At 66.6% G+C, this 13009-nt stretch carries 10 protein-coding genes; 5 read left to right on the top strand and 5 right to left on the bottom strand.

Features of this window, described 5'->3' with window-relative positions; all coding sequences use genetic code 11:
• Positions 1 to 14: 14 nt before the first annotated feature.
• Positions 15 to 1280 (bottom strand): RsmB/NOP family class I SAM-dependent RNA methyltransferase, encoded by a 1266-nt coding sequence (locus WT97_RS23260; protein WP_060354506.1) that lies wholly within the window; start codon positions 1278 to 1280, stop codon positions 15 to 17.
• Complete coding sequence (purN, locus tag WT97_RS23255) at positions 1277 to 1939, bottom strand: phosphoribosylglycinamide formyltransferase (protein ID WP_060354505.1); 663 nt, start codon at positions 1937 to 1939, stop codon at positions 1277 to 1279. Before purN ends, WT97_RS23260 begins: the two co-directional genes overlap by 4 nt.
• A gap of 122 nt (positions 1940 to 2061) precedes the next feature.
• Between purN and WT97_RS23250 the strand changes: the two genes are divergently transcribed.
• From WT97_RS23250 to dut, 5 genes are all read left to right on the top strand, one after another.
• Positions 2062 to 3054, top strand: a complete 993-nt coding sequence (locus WT97_RS23250) for a bifunctional riboflavin kinase/FAD synthetase (RefSeq protein WP_059504721.1) — start codon at positions 2062 to 2064, stop codon at positions 3052 to 3054.
• 102 nt (positions 3055 to 3156) lie between these two features.
• Positions 3157 to 5994 carry an isoleucine--tRNA ligase gene (ileS, locus tag WT97_RS23245; protein WP_059504719.1) on the top strand — a complete coding sequence of 946 codons (2838 nt, stop codon included), beginning with the start codon at positions 3157 to 3159 and terminating at the stop codon, positions 5992 to 5994.
• Positions 5995 to 5997: 3 nt separating this feature from the next.
• Positions 5998 to 6498 (top strand): signal peptidase II, encoded by a 501-nt coding sequence (lspA, locus tag WT97_RS23240; protein WP_034208186.1) that lies wholly within the window; start codon positions 5998 to 6000, stop codon positions 6496 to 6498.
• A gap of 67 nt (positions 6499 to 6565) precedes the next feature.
• Positions 6566 to 7777, top strand: a complete 1212-nt coding sequence (gene coaBC, locus WT97_RS23235) for a bifunctional phosphopantothenoylcysteine decarboxylase/phosphopantothenate--cysteine ligase CoaBC (RefSeq protein WP_027808191.1) — start codon at positions 6566 to 6568, stop codon at positions 7775 to 7777.
• A 54-nt stretch (positions 7778 to 7831) separates the two neighbouring features.
• On the top strand, positions 7832 to 8278 hold the full coding sequence (gene dut, locus WT97_RS23230) for a dUTP diphosphatase (RefSeq protein ID WP_059504717.1): 447 nt from the start codon (positions 7832 to 7834) through the stop codon (positions 8276 to 8278).
• A 212-nt stretch (positions 8279 to 8490) separates the two neighbouring features.
• Here the strand turns inward: dut and WT97_RS23225 are convergent, their stop codons facing one another.
• The 3 genes from WT97_RS23225 to clpS form a co-directional block, all read right to left on the bottom strand.
• Entirely contained in the window at positions 8491 to 9870 is a 1380-nt protein-coding gene (locus WT97_RS23225) for an amino acid permease (RefSeq protein WP_060354582.1), read from the bottom strand.
• 103 nt (positions 9871 to 9973) lie between these two features.
• Entirely contained in the window at positions 9974 to 12274 is a 2301-nt protein-coding gene (clpA, locus tag WT97_RS23220) for an ATP-dependent Clp protease ATP-binding subunit ClpA (RefSeq protein WP_059504715.1), read from the bottom strand.
• On the bottom strand, positions 12271 to 12585 hold the full coding sequence (gene clpS, locus WT97_RS23215; protein WP_006398529.1) for an ATP-dependent Clp protease adapter ClpS: 315 nt from the start codon (positions 12583 to 12585) through the stop codon (positions 12271 to 12273). Before clpS ends, clpA begins: the two co-directional genes overlap by 4 nt.
• Positions 12586 to 13009: the final 424 nt, after the last annotated feature.

The following is a 13009-nucleotide window of genomic DNA, read 5'->3' as shown; positions in this document are numbered from 1 at the left end:
CCGTCCGGGCGTCGTTACTGCGCGGCGCGGCGTTCGAGCACCGCGGCGAAGAAGCCGTCAGTCGCGTGACGGTGCGGCCACAGCGACAGGTAATCGCCCGTCTCGAGCGCGATGCGCTGGTCGGCCAGCACCTGCTGCGCCGGCACCAGCACGAAGTCGGGATGATCGGCCAGGAACTGTTCGACGATGCGCTCGTTCTCGGCGTCGAGCACGCTGCAGGTCGCGTAGACGAGCCGGCCGCCCTTCTTCACGAGCCGCGCGGCGCTCGCGAGGATCGACACCTGCTTGGGCGTCAGCTCGTCGATCGCGGTGCGCGTCTGGCGCCACTTCAGGTCCGGATTGCGGCGCAACGTGCCGAGGCCGCTGCACGGCGCGTCGACCAGCACGCGGTCGATCTTGCCCGCGAGCCGCTTGATCTTCGCGTCGTGCTCGCTGTCGATCAGCACCGGGTTCACGTTCGACAGCCCGCTGCGCGCGAGGCGCGGCTTCAGCTTCGCGAGGCGCTTTTCCGAGATGTCGAACGCATACAGGCGCCCGGTCGAGCGCATCATCGCGCCGAGCGCAAGCGTCTTGCCGCCCGCGCCCGCGCAGAAATCGACGACCATCTCGCCGCGCCGCGGCGCGACCAGCGAGCACAGCAGCTGGCTGCCTTCGTCCTGCACCTCGATCGCCCCTTCCTCGAACAGCTTCAGGCGCGTCAGCGCCGGCTTGCCGACCACGCGCACCCCGAACGGCGCGAACGGCGTCGCGCCCGCGTCGATGCCGCTCACGCGCAGCGCTTCGATCACCTGGTCGCGGCTCGCCTTCTGCGCGTTGGCACGCAGGTCGAGCGGCGCCGGGTAGTTCAGCGCGGCGGCGAGTTGCGCGAGTTCGTCGGCGTCGAAACGGGCCGACAGCGCCTGGTGAATCCAGTCGGGCAGATTCGTGCGAATGCGCACGGGCAGGCTCGCCGGATCGATCTTCGACACGTGCTCGAGCCATGCGGACTCGGTGTCGGACAGGAACGGCTTCAGCGCATTGCGACCGACCGTCTGCATCAGGCCGAGCAGCGTGAGGCGTCGCGCGGGCGTGCCCGTGCCGCTCTCGGCCAGATGCGAAAACTCCATCTTCCGGCGCAGCACCGCGAACACGGCCTCGGCGATCACACCGCGCTCGGCATGCCCGAGCTTCGGGTGCGCACGGAAGAACCGGCTCGTCGTCGCGTCGGCGGGGCCGGCGAACTTCAGCACCTCGGCCAGCAAAGTCTCGGTCTGGCCGATCAGGAATCCGTGCAGCTTCATACGCCCTCACTCGTTTCGGTATGCGGTTCATCCGCGAAAATCCAGCGCGCCTCTTCGGGCGCCACCACTGCACGGCCGTTCTCGAGGCGCAACCGGCCGTCGACGAACCAGCGCACCGCGCGCGGATACAGCACGTGCTCGACCGCCAGCACGCGCCGCGCGAGTGCCGCTGCGTCGTCGCCGGCGCGCACGGGCACCGCGCCCTGCGCGACGATCGCGCCGCTGTCGAGCTCGGGAATGACGAAATGCACGCTCGCGCCATGCAGCGCGACGCCGGCATCCAGCGCCTGCTGGTGCGTGTGGATGCCCTTGAAGCTCGGCAGCAGCGACGGATGGATATTCAGCAGCCGGCCCTCGTAACGTCTGACGAAAGCGGGCGTGAGGATGCGCATGAAGCCGGCGAGGACGACGAGATCGGGCGAGAAACGGTCGATCTCCGCGGCGAGCGCCGCGTCGAAGCTGTCGCGGCCGTCGAACGACCGATGGTCGACCACCGCCGTCGCTACCCTGTGCGACGCGGCAAAAGCCAGGCCGGCCGCGTCGGGCCGGTTGGCGATCACGGCGGCGACCTCGGCCGGCCAGCGTTCCTGCGCGCACGCGCGGACGATGGCCTCCATGTTGCTGCCGCGACCGGAAATCAGGATCACGAGTTTTTTCATCCGCGAATTTTACCATTCGCCCTCGCGTTTCCCGCCTTCTCGGCCGCCGGCCCGCCCGAACGTTTATAATCTTCTGCTTTGCGGCATCCCACCGCCCATTCCCCGACGCTGCATCCGCTATCGTGAAAGTCTTCCGCGGCCTGCCCAACGCCGAGAGCCGCGCCCCGTGCGCGCTGACGATCGGCAACTTCGACGGTGTCCATCGCGGCCACCAGGCCTTGCTCGCGCGCGTGCGCGCGGCAGCGGACGCGCGCGGCCTGCCCGTGTGCGTGATGACGTTCGAGCCGCACCCGCGCGAATTCTTCAACCCGGCCGGCGCGCCGCCGCGCATCGCGATGCTGCGCGACAAGCTCGAGGCGCTGCGCGACCACGGGGTCGACCGCGTCGTCGTCGAGCACTTCAATCACACCTTCGCGAGCCAGTCGCCGCAGGCGTTCGTCGAGCGCACGCTGGTGAACGGGCTGCACACGCGCTGGATGATGGTCGGCGACGATTTCTGCTACGGCGCGAAACGCGCGGGCACCTTCGACACGCTGAAGGCAGCCGGCGAGCAGTACGGCTTCGAAGTCGAGCAGATGGGCACGGTCGCCGGCAGCGACGGCACGCGCATTTCCAGCTCCGGTGTGCGCGCGGCGCTCACCGCCGGCGATCTCGACGCGGCCGCGCAGGCGCTCGGCCACGGCTACTTGATCAGCGGCCACGTCGCGCACGGGCTGAAGCTCGGCCGCGATCTCGGCTTTCCGACGCTGAACCTGCCGATCGCGCACAAGCGGCCGGCGCTCAAGGGCATCTTCGTCGTGCAGGTGCACGGCCTCGGCCCCACCCCGCTGCCGGGCGTCGCGAGCCTCGGGCTGCGCCCGACGGTCGACGATTCCGGCCGCACGCTGCTCGAAGTCCATCTGCTCGACTGGCACGGCGACGCATACGGCAAACTGATCCGCGTCGAATTTCTGAAGAAGCTGCGCGACGAGGCGAAGTTCGACGATCTCGAGGCGCTGTCGCGGGCGATCGCGCTCGACGTCGCGAATGCGCGCGCGTACTTCGCCGAGCGCGACCGTGCGCCGGGCAGCCGCGCGACCGGCTTCGCGACGTCGGCCACCGACCGAATTAGCTGATCCGGCCGGCGGCGCACCGCGCCGCACCCTCGCGCCGCCGACGCGCGCGCATCCCCGATTCACGACGCACGAGCGTCCCCCGATTTAGATAGCGATCCCATCATGAGCAACAAGAAAGCCGATTCGAAACCGCAGGCCAAGTATCCGGTCAACCTGCTCGACACGCCGTTCCCGATGCGCGGCGACCTGCCCAAGCGCGAGCCGCAGTGGGTCAAGGAGTGGGAAGAGCGTGGCATCTACGACAAGATCCGCGCGGCCAGCAAGGGCCGGCCGAAGTTCATCCTGCACGACGGCCCGCCGTATGCGAACGGCGACATCCACCTCGGCCACGCGGTCAACAAGATCCTGAAGGACATCGTCGTCAAGTCGCGCAACATGGCCGGCTTCGACGCACCGTACGTGCCGGGCTGGGATTGCCACGGGATGCCGATCGAGATCCAGATCGAGAAGCAGTTCGGCAAGTCGCTGCCGGCGGCCGAAGTGATGAGCAAGGCGCGCGCGTACGCGACCGAGCAGATCGAGAAGCAGAAGGTCGGCTTCAAGCGCCTGGGCGTGCTCGGCGACTGGGCCAACCCGTACAAGACGATGAACTTCGTGAACGAGGCGGAAGAAATTCGCGCGCTCGGCAAGATCATCGAGAAGGGCTACGTGTACCGCGGGCTGAAGCCGGTCAACTGGTGCTTCGACTGCGGCTCGGCGCTCGCGGAAGCGGAAGTCGAGTACAAGGACCGCACCGATCCGACGATCGACGTGATGTTCGCGTTCGCGGAACCCGAAAAGACCGCGCAGGCGTTCGGCCTGGCGGCGCTGCCGCGCGCCGAGGGCGGCATCGTGATCTGGACGACCACGCCGTGGACGATTCCCGCCAACCAGGCGCTGAACCTCCATCCGGAAATCGTCTACGCGCTGGTCGACACCGAGCGCGGGCTGCTGATCATCGCGGAAGAGCGCGTCGAAGCCTGCATGACCGACTTCAAGCTGACCGGCCGCGTCGTCGCGACCGCGCCCGGCGTGAAGCTCGCGAACCTGCGCTTCCACCACCCGCTCGCGTCGGCCCACCCCGGCTACAAGCGCACCGCGCCCGTCTACCTCGGCGACTACGTGACGACCGACACCGGTACCGGCGTCGTGCACTCGTCGCCCGCGTACGGTATCGAGGACTTCATGTCGTGCAAGGCGCACGGAATGACCGATTCCGACTTCATCAACCCGGTGATGGGCGACGGCCGCTATATCGAATCGCTGCCGCTGTTCGGCGGCCTGTCGATCTGGGATGCGAACCCGAAGATCGTCGACGCGTTGAACGCGGCGGGCTCCCTGCTGCGCAGCGAGAAGTACACGCACAGCTACATGCACTGCTGGCGCCACAAGACGCCGATCATCTACCGCGCGACGTCGCAGTGGTTCGCCGGCATGGATGTGAAGCCGCACGACGGCGGCAAGACGCTGCGCGAAACCGCGCTCGAAGGCGTCGACGCGACCGCGTTCTACCCGTCCTGGGGCAAGCAGCGTCTGTTCAGCATGATCGCGAACCGTCCGGACTGGACGCTGTCGCGCCAGCGCCAGTGGGGCGTGCCGATGGCGTTCTTCGTGCACAAGGAAACCGGCGAGCTGCACCCGCGCACGCTCGAGTTGCTCGAGGAAGTCGCGAAGCGCGTCGAGCAATCGGGCATCGAGGCGTGGCAGTCGCTCGACCCGCGCGAGCTGATCGGCGACGATGCGAACCTGTACGAAAAAAACCGCGACACGCTCGACGTGTGGTTCGACTCGGGCACGACGCACTGGCACGTGCTGCGCGGCTCGCACAAGGATCAGCTGCAGTTCCCGGCCGACCTGTACCTCGAAGGCTCGGACCAGCATCGCGGCTGGTTCCATTCGTCGCTGCTCACGGCATCGATGCTCGACGGCCGCGCGCCGTACAAGGGCCTGCTCACGCACGGCTTCACCGTCGACGGCGAAGGCCGCAAGATGAGCAAGTCGCTCGGCAACGGCATCGACCCGCACGAAGTCGCGAACCGCCTCGGCGCGGAAATCATCCGCCTGTGGATCGCGTCGACCGACTACTCGGGCGAGCTCGCGATTTCCGAGGAAATCCTGAAGCGCGTGACCGAAGGCTATCGCCGCATCCGCAACACGCTGCGCTTCCTGCTCGCGAACCTGTCGGATTTCGACTTCGCGCAGCACGCGGTGCCGGTCGACGAATGGCTCGAGATCGACCGCTATGCGGTCGCGTTCTCGCAGCAATTGCAGACGGAACTGCTCGGCCACTACGAGAAGTACGAATTCCACCCGGTCGTCGCGAAGCTGCAGACGTACTGCTCGGAAGACCTCGGCGGCTTCTACCTCGACGTGCTGAAGGATCGCCTGTACACGAGCGCCGCCGATTCGCGCGCACGCCGCTCCGCGCAGACCGCGCTGTACCATCTGACGCACGGCCTCTTGCGCGTGCTCGCGCCGTTCCTGTCGTTCACGGCCGAAGAAGCGTGGAAGGTGTTCCAGCCGGCCAGCGACACGATCTTCACGGAAACCTACTATGCGTATCCGGAAGTCGCCGGCTCGGCCGCGCTGATCGAGAAGTGGGCGCTGCTGCGCGACGTGCGCGGCAACGTGACCAAGGCGCTCGAGGAAGCGCGCACCGCGAACCGCATCGGTTCGTCGCTGCAGGCCGAAGTGGCCGTGCACGCGAGCGGCGCGCGCTACGACGCGCTCACGAGCCTCGGCGACGACCTGAAGTTCGTGCTGATCACGTCGGCCGCGACGGTCGTCAAGGTCGACGACGAAGCACAGGAAAGCGTCGACGTGGCCGCGTCGAAGTACCAGAAGTGCGAGCGCTGCTGGCACTACCGCGAAGACGTCGGCGCGCACGCCGAGCATCCGACGCTGTGCGGCCGCTGCTTCTCGAACCTGTTTGAAAACGGCGAAATCCGGAGCGCTGCTTAAACCATGGCGAAGACCCTGTCGAAACCGGCCAGCGGCGCGCTCGCGCCCTGGCTCGGCATTTCGCTGATCGTGATCCTGTTCGATCAACTGTCGAAGATCGCGATCCTGAAAACGTTCGCGTACGGCGCGCAGCATGCGCTGACGTCGTTCTTCAACCTCGTGCTGGTGTACAACCGCGGCGCCGCGTTCGGCTTCCTGTCGACCGCGAGCGGCTGGCAGCGCTGGGCGTTCACCGCACTCGGCGTCGGTGCGACGCTCGTGATCTGCTTCCTGCTGCGCCGTCACGGCCAGCAGCGGCTGTTCAGCCTGTCGCTCGCGCTGATCCTCGGCGGCGCGCTCGGCAATGTGATCGACCGGCTCGTCTACGGCCACGTGATCGACTTCCTCGATTTCCATCTCGGCGCGTGGCACTTCCCGGCGTTCAACCTCGCCGATTCCGCGATCACGGTCGGTGCGGTGCTGCTGATCTACGACGAGCTACGGCGCGTGCGCGGCTCGCGCTGAGCGCGCATACTCCGTGTCAACGGCCGGCTTCGCGCCGGCCGTTCCGTTTGACCCCAGGAGGCCTGAGTTGGCACACGCAGAACTCGCAGGAAAACACCTCGTTCTCGGCCTGACGGGCGGCATCGCCTGCTACAAGATCGCCGAGCTCACGCGGTTGCTCGTGAAGGCCGGCGCGACCGTGCAGGTCGCGATGACCGACGCGGCCACCCAATTCATCACGCCCGTCACGATGCAGGCGCTGTCGGGCCGGCCCGTCTATACGAGCCAGTGGGACGCGCGCATCGACAACAACATGGCGCACATCGACCTGTCGCGCGAAGCCGACGCGATCGTGATCGCGCCCGCGTCGACGGATTTCCTCGCCAAGCTCGCGCATGGGTTCGCCGACGATCTGCTGTCGACGCTGTGCATCGCGCGCGACTGTCCGCTGCTCGTCGTCCCCGCGATGAACCGCCAGATGTGGCAGAACCCGGCCACGCAACGCAATGCCGCGCAACTGCGCGCCGACGGCGTGTCGGTGCTCGGCCCGGATTCGGGCGCGCAGGCGTGCGGCGAAGTCGGCGACGGCCGCATGCTCGAACCCGAGGCGATCTATGAAGCGATCGTCGCGCACTTCGCGCCGAAGGTGCTCGCGCACCGTCGCGTGCTGATCACGGCCGGGCCGACGTTCGAACCGCTCGACCCCGTGCGCGGCCTGACGAACCGCTCCAGCGGCAAGATGGGGTTCGCGCTCGCCCGGGCCGCGCAGCAGGCCGGTGCCGACGTGCATCTCGTCGCCGGGCCGGTCGCGCTCGACACGCCGTGGGGCGTCTACCGTCAGGACGTGCAGACCGCGCAGCAGATGTACGACGCGGTGATGCATGCGGTCGCCGACGCCGACATCTTCATCGCGGTGGCCGCGGTCGCCGACTGGCGCGTCGATCAACCGGCCGAGCACAAGATGAAGAAGACGGCCGACCGCAAGATGCCGGCGCTCGCGTTCGTCGAGAACCCCGACATCCTCGCGTCGGTCGCGGCGCTACCCGATGCGCCGTTCTGCGTCGGTTTCGCGGCCGAAAGCGGCGACCTCGACGTGCACGGCGACGAAAAGCGCAAGCGCAAGAACGTGCCGCTGCTCGTCGGCAATCTCGGCCCGCTGACGTTCGGCCGCGACGACAACGAAGTCGTGCTGTTCGAGGCCGCCGGCCTCACGCGCCTGCCGCGCGCGCCCAAGGACGAACTCGCGCATGCGCTCGTTGCGGAAATCGCGAAGCGCCTGCCCGACAACCGCCTGATCTGATCCCCGCGAGGCGGCCCTTGCCGCCGCGCCCTTCCCGACCGATTCGACGACAGCATGAAACTCGACCTGAAGATTCTCGACGCGCGCATGCGCGACTACCTGCCCGCCTACGCGACCACCGGTAGCGCCGGCCTCGACCTGCGCGCCTGCCTCGACGCACCGGTCACGCTGCAGCCGGGCGAAACCACGCTCGTGCCGACCGGCCTCGCGATCCACCTCGCCGATCCCGGCTATGCGGCGCTGATCCTGCCGCGCTCGGGCCTTGGCCACAAGCACGGAATCGTGCTCGGCAACCTCGTCGGCCTGATCGACTCCGACTACCAGGGCCAGTTGATGGTCTCGACGTGGAACCGCGGCCAGACCGAGTTCGTGCTGAACCCGTTCGAACGGCTCGCGCAACTCGTGATCGTGCCGGTCGTGCAGGCGCAGTTCAACATCGTCGACGAATTCCCCGCGAGCGACCGCGGCGCCGGCGGCTTCGGCAGCACCGGTCGCCACTGAGCCACGCAGCACGAAAAGATGGGGCCTCGCGGCCCCTTTTCCTTTTCATGCGCCGTCACTTGCCGGTCGGTTGCGCGATTCGCGCGAGCGCCGGCTCACGCCGCCGCGCCTGCGCGATGCTGGCATAGACGACCATCGCGACCAGCACGCCGAGCAGCACAACGGAACCTTAGTAAGTGTGAAGAACGGCATCGGCCGCCGCGCCGGCGCGGTCAACGCGCGTGTTGGTACCGGTAATGCAGTGCGTAGGCGAGCGTCAGCAGCACGACGAACACGACGCCGACCGCCATCGTCATCCGGAATTCGCGCGTGAAAGCGGTCGTCAGCAGGATCGCGGCCACGAGCCCGGCGCCGAGCAGGCTGCCGAACGGGTGCCCCCACATCCGGAACGCGAGCGCGGGGCCGCGATACCGCGAACGGAACCGCAGATGCGTGACGAAGATCATCAGCCATGTGAACAGCGCGCCGAACATCGCGATCGCCATCATCACCGTGAACGCGGTGTCGGGCGCGAGCGCGACCAGCACGGCCGCCACCGCGACGCCGCTCGTCGAGATCCACAGCGCCGCGCGCGGCACGCCGTTCGCGCCGAGCCGGCCGAACACCGCGGGCGCGAGGCGCGCGCGCGACAGGCTGAACATCATCCGCGTCGTCACGTAGAGCTGGCTGTTCATCGCCGACAGCGCCGCGATCAACAGCACGAAGTTGATCACGCCCGCCGCGTACGGCACGCGCGTCGCGGCCATCACCTTCACGAACGGGCTTTCGTCGGTGCCGGCCTGCGTCCACGGCACGATCGCGAGCATCAGCGCGAGTGTCAGCAGGTAGAACAGCACGAGCCGGAACACGGTCGAGCGGAATGCGCGCGTGACCGCGTGCTGCGGATCGCGCGCCTCGCCGGCCGCGATCGCGACGGCTTCGATGCTCATGTAGCTGAAGATCGCGACGATCACCGCGACCCACGTCCCCCACGGCCCCTTCGGCATGAAGCCGCCGTGCGCGGTGTAGTTCGCGAAACCGATGCCCGCTGCGGCCGGCGCCGACCAGACGAGATAGCCGCCGAGCACGATGAACACGACGATCGCCGCGATCTTCAGCAGCGAAAACGCGTATTCGACCGTCCCGTACAACGTCACGCTCGCGAGGTTCACCGCGATCAGCAGCGCGGAGAAGCCGATCACCCAGTACCAGCCGGGCACACCCGGGAACCAGTACTTCATGAACACGGCGATCGCGCTGATCTCGGTGCCGATCGCGAACACGACCGCGAACCAGTACGCATAACGCACGAGAAAACCCGCGAGCGGGCCGACGTAATGCTCGGCGTACGCGCCGAACGAGCCGGCCGTCGGATGCGCGACGGTCATTTCCGCGAGCGCGCCCATCAGCAGCAGCGCGATCAGCGCGCCGATCGCATAGGAAACCAGCACGCTCGGGCCGGCGAGCCCGATCGCGAACCCGCTGCCGAGGAACAGCCCCGTGCCGATCGCGCCGCCGATCGCGATCATCGCCATCTGCCCCGACGTCAGCGCATGGCGCAACCCTTGTTCGCGCGCGACGATATCGTCGAACGACCGTTGTTGTTGTGTCACTGCGTTACCACTCCCCTGCACCACCATCGCGCCGCCGGCGCCGGATAAAACGAAACGGCGCGGAGAACTTCCCGCGCCGTTCGCATGAACAACGAATTATCGCTTACTCGACTTCGACCGTCTCTTCGTTCGGCTTGTGCGGCGGATTCGCCAGCTTGTCGAACGACAACTGCACCTTGTCGGCCTCGTCGACGTCGACCGTCACGTGGCCGCCGTTCAGCAGCTTGCCGAACAGCAGTTCGTCGGCCAGCGCGCGCCGGATCGTGTCCTGGATGAGCCGCTGCATCGGCCGCGCGCCCATCAGCGGGTCGAAACCGTGCTTCGCGAGATGCTTGCGCAACGCGTCGGTGAAGAGCGCGTCGACCTTCTTCTCGTGCAGCTGCTCCTCGAGCTGGATCAGGAACTTGTCGACCACGCGCATGATGATTTCCTCATCGAGCGAACGGAAGCTGATGATCGCATCGAGGCGGTTGCGGAACTCCGGCGTGAACAGCCGCTTGATGTCGGTCATCTCGTCGCCGGTTTCGCGGCGCGTCGTGAAGCCGATCGTCGCCTTCTGCATCGATTCGGCGCCCGCGTTCGTCGTCATGATGATGATGACGTTGCGGAAATCCGCCTTGCGGCCGTTGTTGTCCGTCAGCGTGCCGTGGTCCATCACCTGCAGCAGCACGTTGAAGATGTCCGGATGCGCCTTCTCGATTTCGTCGAGCAGCAGCACGCAATGCGGCTTCTTCGTGACGGCTTCGGTCAAGAGGCCGCCCTGGTCGAACCCGACATAGCCCGGCGGCGCGCCGATCAGACGGCTGACCGCATGACGCTCCATGTATTCCGACATGTCGAAGCGGATCAGCTCGATGCCGAGCGTGAACGCGAGCTGACGCGCCACTTCGGTCTTGCCGACGCCCGTCGGGCCGGAGAACAGGAACGCGCCGATCGGCTTGTCCATCTTGCCGAGGCCCGCGCGCGCCATCTTGATCGAGGCCGCAAGCGCGTCGATCGCCGGATCCTGGCCGAACACGACGCTCTTCAGGTCGCGATCGAGCGTCTGCAGCTTGCTGCGGTCGTCCTGCGACACGCTTTGCGCCGGCACGCGCGCGATCTTCGAGATGATTTCCTCGATCTCGCTCTTGCCGATCGTCTTCTTCTGCTTCGACTTCGGCAGGATGCGCTGTGCGGCGCCCGCTTCGTCGATCACGTCGATCGCCTTGTCCGGCAGGTGACGGTCGGTGATGAAGCGCGCCGACAGTTCGGCCGCGGCCGACAGCGCGCCCGACGAATACTTGACGCCGTGGTGCTCCTCGAAGCGCGACTTCAGCCCGCGCAGGATCGCGACCGTCTGCTCGACGCTCGGCTCCGTCACGTCGACCTTCTGGAAGCGCCGCGACAGCGCCGCGTCCTTCTCGAAGATGCCGCGATATTCGGTGAACGTGGTCGCGCCGATGCACTTGAGCGTGCCCGACGACAGCGCCGGCTTCAGCAGGTTCGATGCGTCGAGCGTGCCGCCCGATGCAGCGCCCGCGCCGATCAGCGTGTGGATTTCGTCGATGAACAGGATCGCGTGCGGACGCTCCTTCAGTTCCTTGAGCACCGTCTTCAGACGCTGCTCGAAGTCGCCGCGATACTTGGTGCCCGCGAGCAGCGCGCCCATGTCGAGCGAGTACACCTGCGCGTTCGCGAGGATGTCCGGCACTTCGCCGCGCGTGATCCGGTACGCGAGGCCTTCCGCGATCGCGGTCTTGCCGACGCCGGCTTCGCCGACGAGCAGCGGGTTGTTCTTGCGGCGGCGGCACAGCACCTGCACGACGCGCTCGACCTCGGGCTCGCGGCCGATCAGCGGATCGATGCGGCCGTCCTTCGCCATCTGGTTCAGGTTCTGCGTGAACTGCGCGAGCGGCGTCTCCTTCTGCGCGTTCGCGTCTTCGCTTTCCGCGTTCGCGTCGGACGACTTCGCGGCTTCGCCGCTGTTCGTCTTCGCGATGCCGTGCGAAATGAAATTCACCACGTCGAGGCGCGTGACGCCCTGCTGCTGCAGGTAGTACACGGCGTGCGAATCCTTCTCGCCGAAGATCGCGACCAGCACGTTCGCGCCGGTCACTTCCTTCTTGCCGTTCGACGTCGACTGGACGTGCATGATCGCGCGCTGGATCACGCGCTGGAAACCGAGCGTCGGCTGGGTATCGACATCGTCGGTGCCCGGGACGGTAGGTGTGTTGTCGTGGATGAAATTGCGCAGGTTCTGACGCAGGTCCTCGATGTTTGCCGCGCACGCGCGCAACACCTCGGCCGCCGTCGGATTATCCAGCAGGGCCAGCAGCAGATGCTCGACCGTAATGAACTCATGGCGCGCCTGGCGTGCTTCCATGAACGCCATGTGCAGGCTGACTTCCAATTCCTGGGCAATCATGCTTCCTCCATCACGCACTGCAGCGGATGCCCTGCCTGCCGCGCATGGGTAACGACTTGCTCAACCTTGGTCGACGCGATGTCCCGCGTATAGACCCCACAAACCCCTCGCCCTTCGCGATGGACCTTCAGCATGATCTGCGTGGCCGTCTCGCGATCCTTCTTGAAATACTCCTGGACCACCATCACGACGAACTCCATCGGCGTGAAGTCGTCGTTCAGCAGCACCACCTTGTACATCGAAGGCGGCTTGAGCTTCTGCTGCTTGCGTTCCAGGACGGTACTGTCCTGCTTGTCCGGGATAATCGCCATACACCCATTCTAAACAACTCGGACAGGCCCGCAATCCTGCCATTACCCGACCGACCGGCCGGCGCCCTCCCCGGTATCCCGGAACACGCGATCGCCCTCGCGCCATACGAAAGCCGGCTGCGGTGCCGGCTTTCACGCGTGGCGCGGAACACGAACCGTCAGGGGGAATCGCACCGGAACGTCGTGTCCGCATCCAGTATCCCACAAGCCGGGACGACTCGAACGCGTGTCACTCGAGCCTGGTATATGAGCCGATTATGCGGCTTTTCAAGCCCTCGCGCTTGGCCGCATGCTGCAAAGCAAAGCCGGAAAAACCCTGAAAATGGGTTCTTTACAACGACCCTCTAAACGTCGAAAAATTCCACTTGACACTCCAATAAAGAGCGCCAACAATCAAGCTGGCACTTTTTTCAATTCGCCGATT

Source organism: Burkholderia sp. MSMB1459WGS, assembly GCF_001534535.1.
Lineage (GTDB): Bacteria > Pseudomonadota > Gammaproteobacteria > Burkholderiales > Burkholderiaceae > Burkholderia.
This window is presented reverse-complemented; position numbering and strand designations above follow the sequence as displayed.

Excerpts from the sequence above, each read along its gene's own strand:
- WT97_RS23260 (WP_060354506.1), bottom strand. The coding sequence starts at position 1,280 with ATGAAGCTGCACGGATTCCTGATCGGCCAGACCGAGACTTTGCTGGCC.
- purN (WP_060354505.1), bottom strand. The coding sequence starts at position 1,939 with ATGAAAAAACTCGTGATCCTGATTTCCGGTCGCGGCAGCAACATGGAG.
- ileS (WP_059504719.1), top strand. The coding sequence starts at position 3,157 with ATGAGCAACAAGAAAGCCGATTCGAAACCGCAGGCCAAGTATCCGGTC.
- lspA (WP_034208186.1), top strand. The coding sequence starts at position 5,998 with ATGGCGAAGACCCTGTCGAAACCGGCCAGCGGCGCGCTCGCGCCCTGG.
- dut (WP_059504717.1), top strand. The coding sequence starts at position 7,832 with ATGAAACTCGACCTGAAGATTCTCGACGCGCGCATGCGCGACTACCTG.
- clpA (WP_059504715.1), bottom strand. The coding sequence starts at position 12,274 with ATGATTGCCCAGGAATTGGAAGTCAGCCTGCACATGGCGTTCATGGAA.
- clpS (WP_006398529.1), bottom strand. The coding sequence starts at position 12,585 with ATGGCGATTATCCCGGACAAGCAGGACAGTACCGTCCTGGAACGCAAG.